At 63.5% G+C, this 19,633-nt stretch carries 20 protein-coding genes; 4 read left to right on the forward strand and 16 right to left on the reverse strand.

Translation table 11 applies throughout. From position 1 onward, the window contains the following. Positions 1-80 precede the first annotated feature (80 nt). Positions 81-794 carry a riboflavin synthase subunit alpha gene (locus tag AC1DIO_RS18010; protein WP_476853781.1) on the forward strand — a complete coding sequence of 238 codons (714 nt, stop codon included), beginning with the start codon at positions 81-83 and terminating at the stop codon, positions 792-794. 346 nt (positions 795-1,140) lie between these two features. Beyond that, positions 1,141-3,048, forward strand: a complete 1,908-nt coding sequence (locus AC1DIO_RS18015) for a potassium transporter Kup (RefSeq protein ID WP_476853782.1) — start codon at positions 1,141-1,143, stop codon at positions 3,046-3,048. Positions 3,049-3,078: 30 nt separating this feature from the next. On the opposite strand, the gene AC1DIO_RS18020 is transcribed toward AC1DIO_RS18015, so the two are convergent. From AC1DIO_RS18020 to AC1DIO_RS18045, 6 genes are all read right to left on the reverse strand, one after another. Then, positions 3,079-4,017, reverse strand: coding sequence for a LysR substrate-binding domain-containing protein (locus AC1DIO_RS18020; RefSeq protein ID WP_476853783.1), 939 nt, complete (start codon positions 4,015-4,017; stop codon positions 3,079-3,081). Positions 4,018-4,109: 92 nt separating this feature from the next. Then, complete coding sequence (locus AC1DIO_RS18025) at positions 4,110-4,880, reverse strand: ABC transporter ATP-binding protein (RefSeq protein ID WP_441491186.1); 771 nt, start codon at positions 4,878-4,880, stop codon at positions 4,110-4,112. After that, positions 4,877-5,746 carry an ABC transporter ATP-binding protein gene (locus AC1DIO_RS18030; protein ID WP_441491187.1) on the reverse strand — a complete coding sequence of 290 codons (870 nt, stop codon included), beginning with the start codon at positions 5,744-5,746 and terminating at the stop codon, positions 4,877-4,879. The genes AC1DIO_RS18025 and AC1DIO_RS18030 overlap by 4 nt, the downstream gene beginning before the upstream one ends. A gap of 11 nt (positions 5,747-5,757) precedes the next feature. Then, a complete protein-coding gene (nikC, locus tag AC1DIO_RS18035) occupies positions 5,758-6,675 on the reverse strand; it encodes a nickel transporter permease (RefSeq protein WP_476853784.1) in 918 nt (305 codons plus the stop codon). Next, the gene (locus tag AC1DIO_RS18040; protein ID WP_441491365.1) at positions 6,672-7,691 is read right to left on the reverse strand and encodes an ABC transporter permease; all 1,020 of its coding nucleotides are present in this window, start codon (positions 7,689-7,691) and stop codon (positions 6,672-6,674) included. The genes nikC and AC1DIO_RS18040 overlap by 4 nt, the downstream gene beginning before the upstream one ends. Positions 7,692-7,736: 45 nt before the next feature. Continuing rightward, complete coding sequence (locus tag AC1DIO_RS18045) at positions 7,737-9,323, reverse strand: ABC transporter substrate-binding protein (protein ID WP_476853785.1); 1,587 nt, start codon at positions 9,321-9,323, stop codon at positions 7,737-7,739. 248 nt (positions 9,324-9,571) lie between these two features. On the opposite strand from AC1DIO_RS18045, the gene AC1DIO_RS18050 reads away from it, so the two are divergent. Then, positions 9,572-10,552 carry an alpha/beta hydrolase family protein gene (locus tag AC1DIO_RS18050; RefSeq protein WP_476853786.1) on the forward strand — a complete coding sequence of 327 codons (981 nt, stop codon included), beginning with the start codon at positions 9,572-9,574 and terminating at the stop codon, positions 10,550-10,552. Positions 10,553-10,918: 366 nt separating this feature from the next. On the opposite strand, the gene AC1DIO_RS18055 is transcribed toward AC1DIO_RS18050, so the two are convergent. The 9 genes from AC1DIO_RS18055 to AC1DIO_RS18095 all read right to left on the reverse strand — a co-directional run bounded on the left by AC1DIO_RS18055 (position 10,919) and on the right by AC1DIO_RS18095 (position 18,032). Then, the gene (locus AC1DIO_RS18055; protein WP_441506753.1) at positions 10,919-11,323 is read right to left on the reverse strand and encodes a RidA family protein; all 405 of its coding nucleotides are present in this window, start codon (positions 11,321-11,323) and stop codon (positions 10,919-10,921) included. 114 nt (positions 11,324-11,437) lie between these two features. After that, positions 11,438-12,475 carry a trans-3-hydroxy-L-proline dehydratase gene (locus AC1DIO_RS18060; protein WP_476776231.1) on the reverse strand — a complete coding sequence of 346 codons (1,038 nt, stop codon included), beginning with the start codon at positions 12,473-12,475 and terminating at the stop codon, positions 11,438-11,440. Between the two features lie 62 nt (positions 12,476-12,537). Next, complete coding sequence (lhpI, locus tag AC1DIO_RS18065) at positions 12,538-13,536, reverse strand: bifunctional Delta(1)-pyrroline-2-carboxylate/Delta(1)-piperideine-2-carboxylate reductase (protein ID WP_441491366.1); 999 nt, start codon at positions 13,534-13,536, stop codon at positions 12,538-12,540. 82 nt (positions 13,537-13,618) lie between these two features. Further along, complete coding sequence (gene ehuA / locus AC1DIO_RS18070; protein WP_476853787.1) at positions 13,619-14,443, reverse strand: ectoine/hydroxyectoine ABC transporter ATP-binding protein EhuA; 825 nt, start codon at positions 14,441-14,443, stop codon at positions 13,619-13,621. A 17-nt stretch (positions 14,444-14,460) separates the two neighbouring features. Next, positions 14,461-15,144, reverse strand: coding sequence for an ectoine/hydroxyectoine ABC transporter permease subunit EhuD (ehuD, locus tag AC1DIO_RS18075; protein ID WP_476776157.1), 684 nt, complete (start codon positions 15,142-15,144; stop codon positions 14,461-14,463). Further along, positions 15,117-15,782: an amino acid ABC transporter permease gene (locus AC1DIO_RS18080; RefSeq protein ID WP_162768001.1), complete on the reverse strand. Its 666-nt coding sequence runs from the start codon at positions 15,780-15,782 to the stop codon at positions 15,117-15,119. The genes ehuD and AC1DIO_RS18080 overlap by 28 nt, the downstream gene beginning before the upstream one ends. 24 nt (positions 15,783-15,806) lie before the next feature. After that, a complete protein-coding gene (gene ehuB / locus AC1DIO_RS18085) occupies positions 15,807-16,697 on the reverse strand; it encodes an ectoine/hydroxyectoine ABC transporter substrate-binding protein EhuB (RefSeq protein WP_441491196.1) in 891 nt (296 codons plus the stop codon). A gap of 27 nt (positions 16,698-16,724) precedes the next feature. Then, entirely contained in the window at positions 16,725-17,627 is a 903-nt protein-coding gene (gene ehuB, locus AC1DIO_RS18090) for an ectoine/hydroxyectoine ABC transporter substrate-binding protein EhuB (RefSeq protein WP_476776155.1), read from the reverse strand. 27 nt (positions 17,628-17,654) lie between these two features. Beyond that, on the reverse strand, positions 17,655-18,032 hold the full coding sequence (locus AC1DIO_RS18095) for a RidA family protein (protein WP_441491198.1): 378 nt from the start codon (positions 18,030-18,032) through the stop codon (positions 17,655-17,657). A 153-nt stretch (positions 18,033-18,185) separates the two neighbouring features. Here AC1DIO_RS18095 and AC1DIO_RS18100 point away from each other — a divergent pair, with 153 nt between their 5' ends. Continuing rightward, positions 18,186-18,854 carry a GntR family transcriptional regulator gene (locus AC1DIO_RS18100; protein WP_476776154.1) on the forward strand — a complete coding sequence of 223 codons (669 nt, stop codon included), beginning with the start codon at positions 18,186-18,188 and terminating at the stop codon, positions 18,852-18,854. Positions 18,855-18,862: 8 nt separating this feature from the next. On the opposite strand, the gene AC1DIO_RS18105 is transcribed toward AC1DIO_RS18100, so the two are convergent. Next, positions 18,863-19,615, reverse strand: coding sequence for an SDR family oxidoreductase (locus AC1DIO_RS18105; RefSeq protein ID WP_476776153.1), 753 nt, complete (start codon positions 19,613-19,615; stop codon positions 18,863-18,865). Positions 19,616-19,633: the final 18 nt, after the last annotated feature.

The following is a 19,633-nucleotide window of genomic DNA, read 5'->3' on the forward strand; positions in this document are numbered from 1 at the left end:
TCGCAGGCCTTGCCCTGATCGACTGGCCTGCCGCATCCGGCGAGCGCTATAAGGCGCGGCTCGAGAGGATGAGGACAGCGATGTTCACCGGCATTGTTCAAACCGTAGCGCGGGTTGCAGCCATTGAGGACGACAATGGCATCCGGACCTTCACGCTCGATTTCCCCGCAGGGTTTACCGAAGGGCTCGGCATCGGGGCCAGCGTCGCCGTGGATGGCGTCTGCCTGACGGCAACGACGATCATGTCCACTGAGCGGGTGCTCTTCGACGTCATGCTCCAGAGCCTCGCGGTCACCACGCTGGGGGATTGTGGGCCGGGCAGCATGGTCAATGTCGAACGGGCGGCGAAGGATGGCGCAGAGATCGGTGGGCACCCTCTCTCGGGCCATATCGACTTCGCAGCGCGGATCGACCTCATCAAGGAATACGGAGGCAACAAGGCCATCCGGTTCTCCATCCCTCGGCCCTTCGAGCGGTACATCTTCCCGAAAGGCTACATCGCCATCAACGGATGCAGCCTGACGGTCTCGGAGTGCAACAAGGCCGAGGGCTGGTTCGAGATCTGGCTTATCCCCGAGACGCGCCGGGTGACGAATCTCGACGCCAAGCGAGAGGGTGACGCGGTCAATGTCGAGATCGAACGGGGGACTCAGGTGGTTGTCGACACGGTGCGGGACACCGTCGCGGAAAGCCTCGGCGAGCTGCGCCCGTTGCTCGAGGCCCTGCTGAAGGAACGTGGCCTGGCTCTGCAGGACTTGGTGACGCCATCGGCCCTGTTGCCTCCCCGTCACTGAGGGGGCGCGGCCTCTGCGCCTTGTGGAGCTCGTTCTGCCTGAACGCCAACCGATATCGTCAGTCTTCATCTGAACCGGCCAGGACCGGGCCCTCCTGAAGGCGTCTGGGTGGCTCAGACGCTGCCCCATGGTCCTGGTCCAGCTTGACCTTCGTTCTGGCCGATCGTGAGGACCAGAACAGGGCGCACGGCATCCCGCATGGCGAGGAAGCGCAGCCCTTTCGACGGGCGCCTGGCCTGCGGGACGACGATGGTCCTTCCGCCCCGCGCGACCGGCATCCTCGCCCCCTAGCAATTTGCCCCCAATGCTCGCAGATTATGTATTGGGTTGCAGCTGGGATCGAACCATGACTGCCCACAGCGCTCAGGTAACGAGACCGCCCGCTGCCCTGCCGGTCGCCGCCACGCTCGGCGCTCTCGGCGTCGTCTATGGCGATATCGGAACAAGTCCGCTCTATGCCTTGCGGGAAGCGGCGAGGGCGGCGACCCAGGGCGGCAGCCTCAGCCAGGATGCGGTGCTCGGCATCGTCTCGCTCATCCTGTGGGCGCTGATCCTGATCATCTCCATGAAATACGCGCTGCTGATCCTGCGTGCCGATAATCGCGGCGAGGGCGGCATCGTCGCCATGCTGGCCCTGCTCTCGGCCCGCAACGCCGAGCCGGGGAGCTGGCGCGCCTATCTCCTGATCGTCGGCCTGATCGGTGCGGCGCTGCTTTACGGCGACGGCGCCATCACTCCGGCGATCTCGGTGCTGAGCGCCGTCGAAGGCCTGAAGCTCGACGCGCCGGCGCTGCAGCATGTCGTGGTGCCATTGACCGTGGTCGTCCTGATCGGCCTGTTTGCCGTCCAGAAGAAGGGCACAGGCTTCATCGGCGCGATCTTCGGTCCGGTCATGCTTGGCTGGTTCATCATCATCGCGCTGCTTGGCCTCCACGGCATCGCCCAGGCGCCCGGCGTGCTTGTGGCGCTGAGCCCGCTCTACGCCGTCAATTTCCTGATCCACCAGGACTTCCATGTCAGCTTCGCCATTCTCGGCGCGGCATTCCTGGCCGTCACCGGCGGCGAAGCCATGTATGCCGACATGGGACATTTCGGCCGCCTGCCGATCAGGCTCGCCTGGTTCGGCATTGCCCTGCCGGCGCTCGTGCTGAACTATTTCGGTCAGGCCGGACTCCTGATCACCGACAGCGCCGCGCTGGATAATCCATTCTACCAGCTGGCGCCGGACTGGGCGCATTATCCGCTGGTCGCCCTTGCCACAGTGGCGACCGTGATCGCCTCGCAAGCCATCATTTCCGGGGTGTTCTCGCTGACGCAGCAGGCGATCCAGCTCGGCTTCCTGCCCCGCATGCATATCGAGCACACGGCAAGCCACGAGATCGGCCAGATCTATGTGCCGCTGGTGAACTGGCTGCTGGCGGCGGCGACGCTCGGCGCGGTGATCGGCTTCGGCTCGTCCGATGCGCTGGCAGGCGCCTATGGCATCGCCGTCTCCCTGCTGATGGCCATCACCACCCTGTTGGCCGCGCTCGTTGCGCTGCACTGGGGCTACCCGCCGCTGATCGTGATTGCGGTCAACGGCTTCTTCCTCGTCATCGACTGCATCTTCTTCGCCGCGAACACGACCAAGCTGTTCGAAGGCGGCTGGTTCCCGCTCCTGCTTGCGGCCGCGGCCGCCTTCGTGATGCTGACCTGGCGCAGCGGCGTCAAACTGGTCGAGCGCGCCCGCCGCAATCTGCGCCAGCCGGAGGAGGAGCTGATCGAGAGCGCGGTCGCGACCTGCTGCTCGCGGCTGCCCGGAACCGCCGTCTTCATGGCCTCGGCTCCCCATGGCGTGCCGCTCGCGCTGACGCAGTTCGTCAAGCACAACCGCGTCCTGCATGAGCGCATCCTGCTGGTCACGGTCGTCATCGCAGAGGTCCCCCGCGTCGAGGAGGATGGCCGCGTCGAGGTGATCGAACTCCATGAGAGCATCACCCGGATCATCCTGCATTTCGGCTTCATGCAGTATCCGAGCATCGCCGACGGACTTCGTATGGCCTGCGAACAGGGCAGGCTGCCCGGAGTGGACCCCACCCAGATCACCTATTTCATCAGCCGCGAGACGATCATCCCGACCAAGCAGATCGCCGGCATGGCGGTCTGGCGGGAAACGCTGTTCGCCTTCCTGCAGCGCAATGCCGAGCGCTCGGCTGCGTTTTTCGGCGTGCCGACCAAGCAGGTGGTCGAGCTCGGAACCGAGATCGAGATCTGACGGGCATGGGCAAGCGGCTGCCTTTACCCGTTAGCAGCGGACCAGTTGCGGCTTTGCACTGACCGCGTCCTGCTCGTCCTCGCTGACGGTGCGCCAGAATTGCTCAACGACCGGACGGGAATTCGACAAGGACCGATAGAGCCGGATATCGACCGTCAGGTCCCAGCTGGCATCGGCGGCGCGCACGAGTTGCCCGCTGGCAAGATCGAGCCGCACGATGCTCTCCGGTATCCAGGCCAGCCCCCAACCGGCCAGAGCCATCGCCTTCAGGCCTTCCGACATCGTGTTCTCGTGGATCGTGATGCGTTCGAGCGCTCGTCTCGCGAAGAGATCCGCCAGCACGTGATGGAAGAACGATCCGGCGCCATAGGCGAGGTGCCGCGCCGGGGTCGCTCCCGGCTCGATCCGGTGAAGCGGGCGACCGCTGGCGTCGGGGGCCGAAACCGGGACGACGCGMTCGTCGCCCAATCGCATATGGATGATGTCGCTGTCCCCGATGAAAACCGGCACCGCGCTATGCGAGTAGATCAGCAGAAAATCGCTGCCGCCTTCCCGCAGCGAGGTCACGAGGGAATCGATCCCGTTATTGTCCGCGCTCACTCTCGTCCGCAGCCCGCCGAAGCGGGGCTCGATGCGCCGCAGCCATTGCGGGAAAAAGGTCAGCGACAGCGTGTGGAGCGCCGCGAAGGACAGGGTGTTTGCACGCAGGCCCTGCTTCTCCCGCAGCTTGTCCCTGGCGCGATACAGGTCCTGCAACAGCTCCTGCGCGGTCCCGCGGAAATTCTCGCCTGCCGAGGTCAGCCGGACCGGATAGGAGGCCCGATCGACGAGGGGCAAGCCGACCCAATCCTCGAGTTGCCTGATGCGGCGGCTGAAGGCGGACTGGGTGACATGGCGTTCGGCAGCGGAACGGGAGAAGCTTGCCGTGCTCGCAAGGCTGAGGAAATCCTCCAACCATTTGACCTCCATGGCGTCCTCCCTAACGCGACAKGGTCGCAGCGCCCGGCCGCGTCCAGGGCGATGCCGCGTCGACATCCACCTCCGTCCGCCCCACGGCCGGGCTAGTCCGCATCGAGGCCGACCAGCGCACGATCATAGCCGGCACTGGCTGCGATGAGCCTCTGCGTGTAGCCGCTATGGGCGCGCGCCGACATCAGGTCGGCGACGCCGAGCTCCTCGATCAGCTTGCCCTGGTTCATCACGGCGAGCCGGTTGCACAGATTGGCGACGACGGGCAGGTCGTGGCTGACGAGGACGCAGGTGAGGCCCTGTTCGACCTGGATGTCGCGGAGCAGGTTGAGAACCTCGGCCTGGACGGAGACGTCGAGAGCCGAGGTCGGTTCGTCGAGAAACAGGATGCGGGGCTCGAGGATGAGAGCCCGCGCGATCGCCACGCGCTGGCGCTGGCCGCCGGAGAGCTGGTGCGGGTAGCGGTAGCGGTAGCTCTCGCCAAGACCGACCTGGGCAAGCACGCGGGAGACGCGCGGGCCGATGCCGGCGATGCCGTGCACCACCAGCGGCTCCGAGAGAATGGTGTTGACGGTGTGCCGTGGGTGCAGGGAGCCATAGGGATCCTGGAACACCATCTGGGCCATCCGGTAGAACGCGAGATCGCGCACCGGTCCCACGGTCTTGCCGGCGATCCTGATGGTCCCCGACCATTGCCGGTTGAGGCCGGCAAGGCACCGCAGGATTGTCGTCTTGCCGCAGCCGGACTCGCCCACGAGCCCGTAGACGGTCGCTTCGGGAATCGAGAAGGAGACGTCGTCGACGGCGACGGACTGGTTTTCACCCGCGCCGAAGGCGACGCGCAAATGGCTGACTTCGATCATGCTTCCGCCGGAATGGGTTCGTTGCGCCAGGACGGGTCGCGCTCCAGCACCCGCAGGCGCTTATGGCCGTCCTCGAGCCGGGGCAGTGAGGCCAGCAGCCCGCGCGTATAGGGATGTTTCGCCTGGTGAAGGTCCGCGGCGGGGCATCGCTCCACGATGCGCCCGGCATACATGATCAAGACCTCGTCGCAGAAGGTCGAGACCAGGTTGAGGTCATGGCTGATGAACATCAGGCCGATGCCGCGGGTGGTGACGAGCTCGTCGAGAATGGCCAGGACCTGGAGCCGGACGGTGACGTCGAGCGCCGAGGTCGGCTCATCCGCGATGATCAGCTCGGGCTCGGGAATGAGCATCATGGCGATCATGATGCGCTGGCCCATCCCGCCCGAGACCTCGTGCGGGTAGAGCGCGAAGACGCGCTTGGGATCGCGGATGCGGACCGCCGCCAGCATCTCCAGCGCCCGCTCGTTCGCTTCGGCGCGGGAGGCGCGATGATGCACGCGAAAGGCTTCGGCGATCTGATGCCCCACCCGCATGACTGGGTTGAGCGAGTATTTCGGGTCCTGCAGGATCATCGAGACGCGCTTGCCGCGGATGCCGAGCATCTCGTTTTCGCTCAGGCCTGCGAGCTCGGTCTCGCCCAGTTTCATGGACTTGACGGTGGAGGTCGCTCCCGACGGCAACAGGTTGAGGATCGCCCGCCCGGTCATTGACTTGCCGGAGCCGGACTCGCCGACGATGCCGACCTTGTTCCGGCCGACCTCGAAGCTGATGCCGCGCACGGCCTCCACAAGGCCGCGCGGGCCGGGAAAGCCGACGCGCAGGTCCTCGACCGTGAGGATGGGGCTCTTTGTGGTCCCGGACATCGTCCCCTCCCTCACGAGCGCGGGTTGAGCATGTCGCGCAACCCGTCTCCGAACAGGTTGAAGGCGAGGCTGACGGTCAGGATGGCCAGGCCGGGCATGGCGGCGAGATACCAGTGCTCGAGCAGGTATTGTCTCGCCGTCGAGAGCATGGCGCCCCATTCCGGCGTCGGGGGCTGGGCGCCCAGGCCGAGGAAGCCGAGGCCGGCTGCGGTCAACGCGACGCTGGCCATGCTCAGCGTCACCCGCACGACGACCGAGGGCAGGCACATCGGCATGACGTGCTTGAAGATGATCCGMGGTGTCGAGGCCCCCATGACGCGGACGGCATCGACATAGTCGCTGGAGCGGATCGTCAGGGTTTCCGCCCTGGCGAGACGGGCGATCCCCGGCCAGGAGGACAGCGCGATGGCGATGATCGCATTGTGCAGGCTCGGGCCCAGGGCGGAGACGAAGGCCAGCGCCAGGATCAGGCTCGGGAAGGACAGGAAGATGTCGGTGATCCGCATCAGCAGCGCTTCGACCCAGCCTCCGAGATAACCGGCCGTCGCGCCGATGCACAGGCCGATCGGCCCGACGATCACGGCAACGAGGCCGACGATGTAGAGCGTGGTGCGGGCGCCATAGACGATGCGGCTGAAGACATCCCGGCCGAGCTCGTCCGTTCCGAGCCAATGCGCGGCGCTCGGGCGCTGAAGCCGTTCGGCCAGGACCTGGTCGAAGGGCGAGTGGGTGGCGATCCACGGCGCCATCAGCGCGACCAGCCCGATCACCAGCAGGACGACCACGCCGATGACGGCGAGGGGGTTCGCGGCCAGGCGCAGCCAGGCGAGGTAGAAGCTCTGCATCCAGGCCTGGAAGCCCGATTGCGGTGCCTCGGCGAGAAGCCAGGATCGCAACGAAGCGTTGCGCTCGAAGGAATGAGCCGTCATCGGGTGCGCGGATCCAGGAAGCGGTAAAGGAGATCGGTGATCAGGTTCAGGCAGATGAAGACCAGACCCACGATCAATGTGCAGGCGAGAACGGCGTTCATGTCGCCGATCATCAGGGCGGTCGTCAGGTACTGACCGAAGCCGGGCCAGGCGAAGACCGTTTCGGTGAGCACCGCTCCTTCGAGCAGCCCGCCATAGGAAATCGCAATGACCGTGGCGAGCTGGACCAGCACGTTGCGGAAGGCATGACCCCAGACCACGCGCCGCCGCGAGAGCCCTTTGACCCGCGCCGTGGTGATGTATTCCTGGCTCAGCTGATCGAGCATGAAGCTCCGGGTCATGCGGCTGATATAGGCCATCGAGGAATAGCCGAGCAGGAGAGCCGGCAGGATGATGTGCCGCGCGGCGCTGACGAACACGTCCCAGTCGCCCGCCAGTGCTGAATCGACGAGCAGCAGCCCCGTCCGCTTCGGCACGGCGTCGAGATAGAAGATATCCACCCGGCCGGAGCCGCCGACCCAGCCGAGCCAGGCATAGAAGACGATCAGCCCCATCAGGCCGAGCCAGAAGATCGGGACGGAATGGCCGATCAGCGACAGGAGCCGCACGGCGTGGTCGATCGGTTTTCCCCGATAGACCGCAGCGGCGACGCCGAAGGGGATGCCGAGCCCGCTGCCGATCACGATGGCGACGGTGGCAAGCTCGACCGTCGCGGGAATGACATGTCTGAGATCGTCGGCGACGGGATTGCCGGTGAAGATCGCCCGCCCGAAATTGCCGCTCAGCATGTCGCGCAGGAACATGACGAACTGGATGTAGAGCGGCTGGTCGAGCCCGAGCTTGATGCGCACGTTCTCGTAGACGCTGGCATCGGCCTTCTCGCCGACGACCGCGGCGATCGGGTCGAACGGCAGCACGCGCCCGATGAAGAAGGTCAGGGCCAGCAGGCCAAGCAGGGTGAGCGCGACGGAAAGCCCGCCGCGCAGGGCCGGCGCTGCCCAGCGCGGCAGGCGCAGGCGGGCGTTTCGGCGCGGCGCGAGACCGGTCAGGGAGCTCACGCCTCACTCCTTCTCGATCGTGTCGTAAAAGAACTCCGAGCCGTTATATTCGAAGCGCTTGACCCGCTTGTGCAGGGCCATCGCGCCCAGCCGCTGGAAGATGCCGATGATCGGCGCCTCGCGCATGTGGCGGCGCTGCATCTCGGCATAGAGCGCGGTGCGCTTGGCGGGGTCGCGCTCCACCTGCGCGGCCTCGACCTGCTGCTTGAACCAGGCGTCGGGCGCCCATGCGGCACGCCAGGCCAGGAAATTCGTCGCCTTCGCGGCATCGCTGTTGTCGGGGTTATACGCCATCCGCAGCGCCATATCGTTGGCATCGGGATAATCGTAATCATAGACCGCCATCAGCATCTGGAAGTCGCGGCTGCGCATCAGGGTGTAGAGCTGCGCCGTCGCCATGGTGCGAATATCCAGCGTCACGCCGACCTTCGCGGCATTCTGCTGGAAGTTCTGCGCGAGATCCGGAAACGGGTAATTCGTCATCGTCAGGACGGTCTTCTTGAAGCCGTCGCCATAGCCTGCCTCGGTGAGGAGGGCCTTTGCCTTGGCGATGTCCAGCCGATAGGGGTCCTCGCCCTTCGGCAGCGCCCCGAACACGCCGGCCGGCACGAAGCTCTGGCGGATTTCGGCGCGCCCCTTCTGCACGGTCTCCTTCAGCCCCTGATAATCGATCAGGTAGCGAAAGGCCTCGATGACCTTCGGGTTGCTGAGGATCGGGTCCTTCTGGTTCAGCGCGAGATAGACACTGTCGAGGCGCGGCTGAAACTGAAAGCGCAGTTCCGGATTGGCCACCATGGCCGCCAGTGACGAGGCTTCGACCGACTTGGCGTAGTCGATGTCGTTCTTTTCGAGCAGGAGCCTCTGCGCGCCCGGTTCCGGGACATGCCGCACGATGATCCGCTTCATCGCCGGCGCGCCCTTCCAGTAGGTCGGATTGGCTTCCAGGATCGCGACTTCCTGGGCGCGCAGCGTGTTCAGGCGGTAGGGGCCGTAGCAGGCGACATTCGTGTTCAGCCAGCCGGCGCCGAGATCGCCGTCCTTCTCGCGCGCCATGATCGTGTCGCGGTCGAGGGCCGACCCCATGCGGTGGTTGGTGAAGGCAAAGGGCGTCACCGAGGGCGCCAGATCCTTGGCGAGGGTGATGACGAGCGTGTGGTCGTCCGGTGTTGCGATCTGATCCGGCGAGGTGAGCCCCCAGTCGCGCATCAGGCTCGCGCTGACCAGGTTGAGCTTGATCGACCGGCGCATGGCCCAGGCGATGCTCGACGAGGTGACCGCATTGCCAGACGGGAAAACCATGCCGCGCCGCAGCGCGAACGTCCAGGTCTTCCCGTCCGGGGAGCTCGACCATGTCTCGGCGATACCGGCKACGACTTTCGAAGGATCCTTGTGATCCAGCGAGAGCAGCGGCGTGCACATCTGCCGCAACAATTCGTTGGGAAACGACTCGTTGGCTGCAGCCGGATCGAACGTGATGAGGTCGCTCGCCATGACGAATACGTCCTTGGGCGTCGCGGCCTGTCCCGGAGCCACGGCAAGGCCGAGCAGGAACGAGCCCGCGAGAGCGGCTCGGGTCAATCTGCGTAACATAGCGAACGCTCCCCATGCGGATCGACATCAGCGGAAGGGCCGCCTCGATCACGATATTCTTGAGGGCAGGATGTTTGAAAAGACGAGCGGTATCAAGATAACAGTTATGGGTTAATTGCATAAACTCAATACATTTTCGAATACATTGCAATAAGTATTCGATACACCCCGCATATTTGCGATATCGCTTGACTCTCATACTGCAAGATACTTCAGTTTGGAAAATTATCTAGGGATGGAACGCGAATATGTCTCTGTTTGCATCGAGCGTCGCCTCTGTCGGGGATTGGATGCTGCCGTTGAAATGTGCCGTTGCGGCGTCGACCCTGGCGCTGGGGCTTGCCCCTCCGGCTCAGGCGCAGCCGTCAAACCCCTGGGAGGCGGTCGAGCATCCCCGGCCGGGCCGGTTGCCGGCCGATCTGGAGCGCCCCGGCGAGCAGGCCTGGTTCGTCCCGGTGGGCCGGGATGCGCAGGGGGCCGAGATCCTGCTGCCGGCGCGCGTGTTCAGTCCGGTCGGGCCCGGCCCGTTCCCGCTCGCGGTCGTCAGCCACGGCTCGCCCGCGAATGCGGCTGCGCGCAAGACCATGGCGCCGCCCGAATACCGGGCGGGGGCGGAGTGGCTGGTCTCGCGTGGCTTCATGGTCGTGTTGCCGCTGCGTCGCGGATATGGCCCGCGCGGAGGCGAATGGGCCGAGGCCTACGGACCGTGCAGCCAGCCGGACTACGTTCGCGGCGGGCTGGCGACTGCGGATGATATCCAGAATGTCGCGCGCTATTTCGCGACCCTTCCCACGATCCGGGCCGACCGCATCCTGCTCGTGGGCCAGTCGGCCGGGGGCTGGGGCTCGCTGGCCGCAGCGAGCCGCGGCCCCGAGAGCGTGCGCGCCGTCATCAATTTCGCCGGTGGCCGCGGTGGCTATGCCGGCGGCCGGCCGAACAACAATTGCGCGCCGGACAGCCTTGTCGACGCGGCGGCGACCTTCGGCCGTTCATCGAAGATCCCGACCCTGTGGATCTATACCCGGAACGACCGCTTCTTCGACAGCGCCCTGACCGCCCGCATGGCAGGGGCCTATCGCTCCGCCGGCGGCGATGCCGAATATCATCTCCTGGACGCATTCGGCGAAGACGGGCACAGGCTGTTTCCGACGCCGGAGGGCCGCGCACTCTGGCAGCCCTATGCCGACCGGTTCCTCGATCGCATCTGGGGGGCGAGCGCAAGGCCTTGATGCGACGCTTGGGGCGCCGGCCGCAACGGGTATCTGGCCCGTCCAGGAGGCTGGAATGGGCAGCCACGTCCCGGCTGGACACATGAAGGTGGCCACACGCCTCATGGCTGGACAGAGGGGGGCGCACCAAGGCTTCCACGTCCGGGGTCTCGCGTCTGGCACACAGGCTTCGCGCAGTTTTCGCCTCTCGCGACTTCCCCTTTCCAACTGTCGGGAAGTCTCGCTGCCACAAGGCGAAGCAAGCAGGGCCTAGTCGCTATTGCCCATGTTTGGCAAAGGCCGTCCAAGCAAAACCGGGGCGAAAGGGGAGACCTCTGCCTTCCCTTTCGCACGCTTGTGGGCGGCGTTGGATCGGCCGCCCATCGTTCAATCGTCGCTGATGACAGCGATGACATCGATCTCCACGAGGCAATCTCTCGCGAGCATGCCGGTCTGCACCCGCGTGCGAACCGGAAAGTTGCGCTTGAAGAACCGGGAGTAGATCTCGTTGAAATTGTTGCCGGTGCGATAGTCCGCGTCGCCGTTCCGGGCATCGGCCACAAAGACGACGACCTTGACGACGTCGTCGATCGTGGCGCCGGCCGCTGCCAGAGCCCTCTCCATGTTCTGGAGCGCAAGTTCGGCCTGTTTCTCAAAGCCTTCGGCCCAAACGCCATGGTCGTCCCAGCCGACCTGGCCCGCCAGGAAGACCAGTGTCCCCTTCGCCTTCACGACATCGGAGAAGCAGGGCCATTTTTCGGGATGGCCGGGCAGGGTAATCGACTCGCGCATGTTCGGTATCCTCTGTTCATAGGTTCGCGGAATGCCCATTTGCGGGCAACTAAGGTGCTACGCGTAATGCTTTACGATTGGATTCAAGAAAGCCCCGGGCAAGAGCTCGCTCCGCTATCTCTGCAGTTTTTGCATTGGCCAGGTATCGGACAGCCGATAGCCGGCCGGGAATGGGTCCGTGGGGTCGAGCATGTGCTGATGGATGCCGGTGATCCAGGCACGGCCCGAAATCACCGGGACAATCGCTCGCTTGCCGCCCAGGCCCGCTTCCGATTCCAGCAGGCAATCGAACTCGGTATCGACAATCGACCGCCCGACAAACCGTTCGCCAACAGCCAATTCGCCGCGTGCGTTAAGGACCGCCATCCGCGCCGAACACCCCGTTCCGCACGGCGATCGATCGATCTTGCCCGGCTGGATCGCCACGGCGCTTGTGCCGTGCATGACGCCGTCCCTTCGTGTCACCGGCTCGGTCATCTGGCAAAAGGAGATATGGTCCCAGCCGTTGGTCGGATGAGAGAAACCCAGCTGTTCGTTGGCTGCATTCGTGACGCGTACGCCAATCTCGGCAATGTCACGGGCTTGGTCCGGCCGGATTGCGAGCCCGAGCGACGGCGCATCGATGATGACGAAGCTGTCGCCGCCCCAGGCAATGTCGACCGCCATCGTGCCGATGCCAGGGATCTCGAGTTGCGCATCGAGCTTGTCCACGAAGGAGGGATGGTTCCGGACCCGGATGCGCTCGGCCTTGCCGTCCCTGCATTCGGCCTCGACTTCGATCAGCCCTCCCGGAGGTTCAAGGATGAGGCGTGTGATTGGTTCCTGCATCGGGACGATGCCGCTGTTGAGCAGGACGGTCGAAACGCAGATCGAGTTTGAGCCGGACATCGGTGGGGTATCGCCGGGTTCCATGATGATCCAGCCGGTATGGGCTCTGGGGTCCTTGGGGGGCACCAGGAGATTGACATGGCGGAATACGCCGCCTCGAGGCTCGTTGAGCACAAAGTTCCGCAATCCCTGATCGCGGGCGATGAACTGCGCCTGCTCCCAGATCGTCTCGCCCGGCGGCGGCAGAACGCCGCCCACGATGACGTCGCCGACCTCGCCCTCGGCATGACAACTGACAACATGAATAACGCGGTTGCTTTGCATGGGATTCCTCGGAAGATCACAGGGTTTCTCACCAGGTCGCCCCGATGGGGCCGCGCGACCCATTAGGAGGCGGTGTTCAGGCGCATCTGCTGCTCGGGAGCCTTCAAGGTACGGTAGACAAGGCGGGCCGCGACAAGATCGGCCAATGACGATCCGACGGCCTTGAACACGGTCGTCTGCTCGGCGGATTGGCGCCCGAAAGCGGAGCCCCTGCACAGTTCCGTCAGTGTTGCCCGCACGTCGGAAGCGGTGATGACCCCCGCATCAATCGGCTGAATGAGATCGCCGGACTCGTGCAGCGCGTCGCTTGTATCGACATAGATCATCGCAGCCGCCATCAGACGATCGTCCGCTTCACGCATTGTCGGCGTGAAGCTGCCGATCAGATCCACATGCGTACCCGGGCGAACCCAATCACCGCGAAGGAGAGGGTGCGTCGACAACGTCGCTGCCGAAATAATGTCGGCCTCGCCGACCGCATGCTCGAGATTGTCGACGACGGTTGCTTGAAAACCATTGGCGGTGAGGTTGTCTGCCAGACGGCGCGCGCCGACGCCATCGATGTCCCAGACCGCGACCTTGTCGATCGGTCGAACGGCTCGCATCGCTCCGGGGACGAGGCTGGCAACCCGACCGGAGCCGAGCAGCAGTAGGCTTCGTGCGTTCTCACGCGACAGGAACCGGGCGCCCAGCGCCGCTGTCGCGACGGTTCGGCGGGCTGTAATGGTGTTCCCGTCAATGATCGCCAGTTGCTGGCCCGTCGAGCCATCATAGAGCACATAGGTCGAGGCGAGTCCCGGCAGTCCCTTCGCGGCGTTGCCGGGGTATACGGTCACGATCTTGACGCCGAGAAGGCTGTCTGCGTCGCCATCATGGCTCCACGCCGGCATCAGGAGCAGCGTGGCTTGCGGCTGCCCGGCCTGATCGATCGCGTGGTGATGGCGCAGCGGCGCCTGACATCCMGCCGCAAAACCGGTTGCCAATGCATCTATGAGAGGACGGTAGGCGAGAGCCGAAGCGGTCTCGGGGGCTCCGATTATCGTAGGTGAGGACATTGTGATCTCCCTTGCTCGCGGCAATGCACGGCCGTCGCCCGACTGCATGAGTCCAATCAGGCCGGTTTTGCTGTGATGTCTTTGTCGGCTATCGCTTGATTGCGTTCAGAAACGCCTTGGTTCTGTCGTTTCTTGGAGCGTTGAAGATCTCGCCCGGAGAGCCGTCTTCGACGATCTTTCCTCGTTCCATGAAGATCACGCGATCAGCAATGTCACGGGCGAAGCCCATTTCATGCGTCACAACCAACATCGCCATCTTGGTCTCGTKGGCGAGATTATGGACAACCTCGAGGACCTCACCGATGACCTCGGGATCAAGCGCAGACGTGATCTCGTCGAACAACATGATCTGGGGCTTCATGGCCAAGGCCCGCGCGATCGCGACGCGCTGCTGCTGGCCACCTGACAGTTGCGATGGATAGGAGGCGCCCTTTTCGGCCAGGCCGACCCGTTTCAAGAGACTCTCGGCAAGGTCTCGGGCCTCCTGGCGTTGCATTCCGAGCACCTGCACCGGCGCTTCCATGACGTTTTCGAGCGCGGTCATGTGCGGGAACAGGTTGAACTGCTGGAACACCATGCCGATCTTGCCGCGGATCGCTCTGAATTCCCGATCCGGTCGAGCTTTCGCAGATCCTTCGCCGCCGGCCGAAAGGATGTCTCCAAACACCTTGATCTCACCCTCGTTGGGTCGCTCCAAGGTCATCAGAAGACGCAGGATCGTGGTTTTCCCGGAGCCGCTCGGGCCGATCAGCGAGACGCGCTCTGACGGCCTGATCTGCAGGTTCAGATCGTCGATGATCGTGAATGCACCGAACGACTTCGAGACATTGACGAATTCAGCCGCCAGCGGCGTTTGGGAGGCAGTTGCGCTCTGATGGTCCATTCTCAGCACTCGATAAGGAGCAGGAAGCATACAAACGACCTTTGCACTCAGGCCCGGCCGTAAGTCGTTCTCTGCTCCAGGTAACGGACAAGACGTGAAAATGCGAAGCCGATCACGAAGTATATGATGCCGACAAGCGTGAAGGCTTCGAAGTATCGGAACGTTTCACCGGCAAAGTTCAATGCCGCTCCGAGAAGCTCGACCACTGTGATCGTGGCGAGAAGGGACGCATGCTTATACATTGAGATGAGGTAGTTGCCGATTTGCGGCAGGACGATGCGAAAAGCCTGCGGTAGGATTATTCTCGTCCAGGTTTTTACACGCGAGAATTGAAGGGCGATGCAGGCTTCCCACTGCCCGCGGGGGACAGCATCGATGCCAGCCCTGAAGACCTCGGAGATGTAGCTGCTGTAATGCAACCCCAGGCCCAGGATGCCCGTAAACAAGGGGTTGAACGACGGCCCGTAAAGTGGAAGCACATAGAAAAGCAGATACAGCTGAATCAGGAGAGGCGTGCTGCGTACGACGGTGACGAAGCTGTCGATGATCAGGACGGCGACAGGATTGCCGCCACGGCGGGCGACGGCGATCAAGAGCCCGACGGCCAATGCGACAGCCATGCCAGCGGCCGTAGCGTACAGAGTGACGACAGTCCCTCTGAGCAGTGCCGGGAGGAGTTCCGCCGTGATTTGAGGGCTGAAATTCATGTCGTCGGCACCTTTGGCTTCCACTGGCCTCCGGAGTGCCGCTCAAGAGCCTTGTTGAGAGCAACTAGAGGCAAGGCCAGAAGCAGGTAGATCACGAAGATCGACATGTAGATGAGGGTGGGGTGCCCGTAATACTGGACAAGTTGAGCCCCGGAAAACGTCAGCTCCGTGATTGTTATGAGCGAAACCAGCGAGGTGGCCTTCAACAATTCCAGTGCGTAATTCCCAAAGGCAGGAAGCATKACCGGAATGGCCTGGGGGATGATGATCCGCCGGTAGCTCAGGCTGGTGGGCATATTCAGGGCGATGGTGGCGTCGTGCTGTCCGCGGTCAATCGAAAGAATGGCTGAGCGCACAACCTCGGAAATATAAGCCCCGAAATTCAGTGCCAGCACGAGGCATCCTGTCGTGAATGCCTCGAGCCGAATCCCAATGAGAGGGAGCACGAAGAAGAAGTAGAAGATTTGGACCAGCGAGGACGTGTTGCGAAATACCTCGATGTAGATCGCCAGCGGAATGGACAGCCACCGGGTCCGGGCCAGGCGAGCGAGCCCAACCGCGAAGCCCACCAGGAGCGCGCAGGTCCCAGATACCAACGTGAGCAACACGGTTGTGTATGCTCCCCGCAGCAACACCGGACTGATTTCAAGCAGGAGGTTCACGATTCATCCTGGAGCATGCGACGGTCAGTTCTTTGCGGCGCAGAGATCTGCCGTCTTGATCGTGTCAGGTGCGATATCTGCCGCCGTGAAGCCGAACGGCTCCAGCAGTCGCACAATTTCACCCGACTGCTTGGCTCCTTTGAGCCAGGCATTCCAGGCGGCGAGAAGCTCCGGATCCGATTTGCGGAAACCAACTGCCCCATATCCGATGACCGGATTGCCATCCTTGTCGAGGGGCGGCTTCGACATTGCGACATAGGCGAGCTCAGGATGCTTGTCGCCCGCCAGCAAGCCGCGGATGGTGATCGAGGTCTGCATCATGGCGTCGACCCGGCCCGCCTTGATGCCAGACGCCGCGGTGGGCAGATCTGGGAAGATGACGACCTGAGCATCAGGGATGCCGTTGATCCTGGCGTACTCCCGCTCGGTGCCACCGGCGACAACAGCAAGACGGGTGGCGGCATTGCTCTTCACATCATCCAAGCTTGTCAGTTTGGACGGATTGCCGGCCTTTGTAACGAAACCCTGCGTGCTGACCCATTCCGGCTCGCCGAAAGCGATCTGCTGGCAGCGACCGGGCCGGATTTGCATGCCGGCGCCGATGAAATCCAGTCGCTTGGCATCTAGTGCGGGGATGATCGAGACGAACTGCGTGACTACGCCGTCCATCTTGTCTACGCCGATCGACTTGAGAAACGCTCGGACGAGCGTCGGCTCGACCCCTGAAAGCTCTCCCTTGTCGTCGACATAGCCCCACGGGGTGAAATTCGAGAAGCCGACCCGCGCATAGCCTTCGCTCTTGATCGAAGACAGGCTGTCGGCATGGGCAATCGTCGGGAACGACAGCGCAGCGCTGACGATCAGGGCGCTTGCGAGCGCATTCGCGACACGGGCCGTCCGGGACGTGATCTTCATGGTGTTCCCCCTTGTCTTGGCGAGCGGTTATTTGCGTTCCGCGCAGGCGTATTCGGCAGTGGTGCCTTCCTTCGGCAACGTCTCCGGCCCGAAGCCGAACGGCTCGATGATCGACGTGACGCGGCCGCTCTTCAGGGCCTTGGCGAGCCAGGTATTCCAGGCCTCACGGAGTGAAATGTCGTCCTTGCGAAAGGCCATGCCGCCGTATCCGATCGATTCATTGCCGGATTCGTCGCGGGGTTGCTCGGACAGGGCGGCGAAATCCAGGCGCGGATCATTCGCCCGCGAAAGCGCTCCGCGGATCGTAACGGTCGACGCCACCACGGCATCAACCCGGCCGGCCTGAAGACCCGCGATTGCCGCTGAAAGATCGGGGAAGAGGAGGCGGCGTTCCTGGGGGATGCCGGCCAGCTCCGAAAAGCGGATCTCGCCGGCGCCCGTCAACAAGCCGATCTTCGCGTCGGCGTGCCTTGCCAGGCTGACGAAGCTCGTCACGCCCTTGGGGTTTCCCTTCTTGACCGCGAAGGCGCGGTTGATCTGATATTCGGGGTCGCCAAAGGACACGATCTTGCAGCGCTCGGGCTGGATCAGCATGCCCGTTGCGACGATATCGAAGCGTTTGGCTACAAGCCCTCCGATCAGCGAACCGAAATCCGTCACGACGGGCTCAAGGGAGGACACGCCCATATCCGCGAAGAAGGCGCGGATGAGTTCGGGAGCCTGCCCGGTGACCCGTCCATCGGGCATCACGTAGCCGTAGGGATTGATATTGGCGAAGCCAATCCGGACTTTGCCCTGAGACTTGATGCGCGCCAGGCTGTCGTCCTGCGGCTGAGACAGCGCTGCTGACGCTCCCACCACCGCCCAGCTCGCCAGCGCGCCGCAAAGGAGCAGGCGCCGCGAGAGATGATCCGAGTTTTTCAATCCCATTGCCGTTGCCCCTCTGATGGATCGCGTTCAAGCGTCGTCGATCACCGCGATGACGTCGATTTCGACCAGGCAATCGCGCGCAAGCATCGCCGCCTGGACACGGGTCCGTACCGGCCGGTCGGTCTTGAAATAACGCGCGTAGACCTCGTTGAATTCGTCGCCGTACCGAACGTCGACGAGATAGGCGTTGACTTTGACGACATCGTCGATCGTCGCGCCTGCCGCATGCAGAGCGGTCTTCATATTCTCGAGGGAAAGTTCCAGCTGGCTCGCGAAATCAGGCGCCCACGTGCCGTTCTCGTCCCAGCCGACCTGCCCGGCGAGGAACACGAGCGTCCCCTTCGCCTTCACGATATCGGAATAATACTTGGCGTGCTGCCCTGGCAGGGTGATTGCTTCACGCATGTGCCTAAGCCTTTGTAAGGAGAGCAAGAGAGCGTCAGACATCACGTCCGATGCAGCTGAGGTGTAACATATTACCTGTAGCCGTCAACATTTTTCTCGACCCGCCGGAGCCCCGTCTCTACAAGCGTCGTGCCGTCACAAGGGCGACTGTCGATGTCCCAGCTACGTCTAAGCCAATTCTCAATTCCGCAGACGGTCAGCCTGCGTGAACGCGTCCGGCAGCTTTTGCTGGCCCAGATCATGTCGGGCGAGTTCGTTCCCGAAGAGATCTATTCGGTCGCACAACTGGCGGCAGGTCTCGATGTATCTCCGACGCCCATTCGCGAAGCGGTCCTGGATCTGGCGAGCAAGGATCTCCTCGTCATCCACAAGAACCGCGGATTCTCCGTTCCTGCGACCACACCGGAAGAGCTCGAGGAGCTCCACAAGATCCGGCTCCTGCTCGAGGTTCCCTCCACGGTCGAGGCCGGACTGAAGATGGGGGAGGAGCACGCGCAAGAAACCCGGGCGATCGCCGAGGCCACTGTTCAGGCCGCGCAGTCGAACGACCTGGTCAGCTATGTCGAAGGCGACCGCCGCTTCCACCAGGCCTTCCTGGCCCCGTTGGCCATGCCGCACCTCACCGAGCTCATCATGAACTATCGCGATCGCGCTCGGCTGAGGGGATTGCGGGCCAGATTGGGAAGTCGCGAGATCGTGGCGGCATCGAAGGAACATATCGCGCTCGTCGATGCTGCCCTGGCGAGGGATGAGGCGCTGCTCCACAAGATCATCACCAACCACGTCGAATCCACGAAGACTCGTTGGTCCGAGGCCGGCTGAGGCTCCTCCTATCCCCGACCCACGAATGGCATTTTGGTCGCCATGACAGTCATCGACAGGATATTGGCCTCGAGCGGCAGGTTCGCCATGTGGAGCACTGACTGGGCAACGTGCTCGACATCCATGACAGGCTCGGCCTGGGCGTAGGTGCCTGCTGCCTTGGAGCGCTCGATCATATCACGCGCGATCTCGGTCAACGCGTTGCCGACGTCGATCTGACCGCAGGCGATGTTGTACGGGCGGCCGTCCAGCGCGGTCGTCTTGGTCAAGCCGCTTATCGCGTGTTTTGTGGCGCTGTAGGGAGCCGTGGCTGGCCGCGGAACATGCGCGGACAGCGAGCCGTTGTTGATGATCCGGCCACCCTGAGGCGTCTGGCTCTTCATCAGCCTGAACGCCTCCTGGGTGCAGAGGAACGGGCCGGTGAGATTGGTCGAGACCGTCGTCATCCAATCCTCGTAGGCGATATCCTCGATCGATCCTCCGCGGGTGACGCCAGCATTGTTGAAGAGCACATCAAGCCGGCCAAAGCGCTGTTTGCATTGAGCGAACAGATCCCTCACGGCCTCAGGCCGCGTGACGTCGCACGAGACGCACAAGGCGTTCCCGGGCGACCCGCCGAGATCGGCCGTTTCCTGCAAGGCATCGAGCCTGCGGCCAGTCAGCACCACGTGATAGCCGCTCTTGAGAAACGCTACCGCCGTGGCGCGGCCGATGCCGGATCCGGCGCCCGTAACGAGCGCTACCTTCTGAAGAGATGGCATATCCGCCTCCTTGGCCGA

It is taken from the genome of Allobosea sp. 05T439, assembly GCF_056396005.1.

Excerpts from the sequence above, each read along its gene's own strand:
- ehuB (WP_441491196.1), bottom strand. The coding sequence starts at position 16,697 with ATGAAGATCACGTCCCGGACGGCCCGTGTCGCGAATGCGCTCGCAAGC.
- ehuB (WP_476776155.1), bottom strand. The coding sequence starts at position 17,627 with ATGGGATTGAAAAACTCGGATCATCTCTCGCGGCGCCTGCTCCTTTGC.
- AC1DIO_RS18025 (WP_441491186.1), bottom strand. The coding sequence starts at position 4,880 with ATGATCGAAGTCAGCCATTTGCGCGTCGCCTTCGGCGCGGGTGAAAAC.
- AC1DIO_RS18105 (WP_476776153.1), bottom strand. The coding sequence starts at position 19,615 with ATGCCATCTCTTCAGAAGGTAGCGCTCGTTACGGGCGCCGGATCCGGC.
- AC1DIO_RS18050 (WP_476853786.1), top strand. The coding sequence starts at position 9,572 with ATGTCTCTGTTTGCATCGAGCGTCGCCTCTGTCGGGGATTGGATGCTG.
- AC1DIO_RS18095 (WP_441491198.1), bottom strand. The coding sequence starts at position 18,032 with ATGCGTGAAGCAATCACCCTGCCAGGGCAGCACGCCAAGTATTATTCC.
- AC1DIO_RS18010 (WP_476853781.1), top strand. The coding sequence starts at position 81 with ATGTTCACCGGCATTGTTCAAACCGTAGCGCGGGTTGCAGCCATTGAG.
- AC1DIO_RS18030 (WP_441491187.1), bottom strand. The coding sequence starts at position 5,746 with ATGTCCGGGACCACAAAGAGCCCCATCCTCACGGTCGAGGACCTGCGC.
- AC1DIO_RS18100 (WP_476776154.1), top strand. The coding sequence starts at position 18,186 with ATGTCCCAGCTACGTCTAAGCCAATTCTCAATTCCGCAGACGGTCAGC.
- AC1DIO_RS18060 (WP_476776231.1), bottom strand. The coding sequence starts at position 12,475 with ATGCAAAGCAACCGCGTTATTCATGTTGTCAGTTGTCATGCCGAGGGC.
- AC1DIO_RS18015 (WP_476853782.1), top strand. The coding sequence starts at position 1,141 with ATGACTGCCCACAGCGCTCAGGTAACGAGACCGCCCGCTGCCCTGCCG.
- AC1DIO_RS18055 (WP_441506753.1), bottom strand. The coding sequence starts at position 11,323 with ATGCGCGAGTCGATTACCCTGCCCGGCCATCCCGAAAAATGGCCCTGC.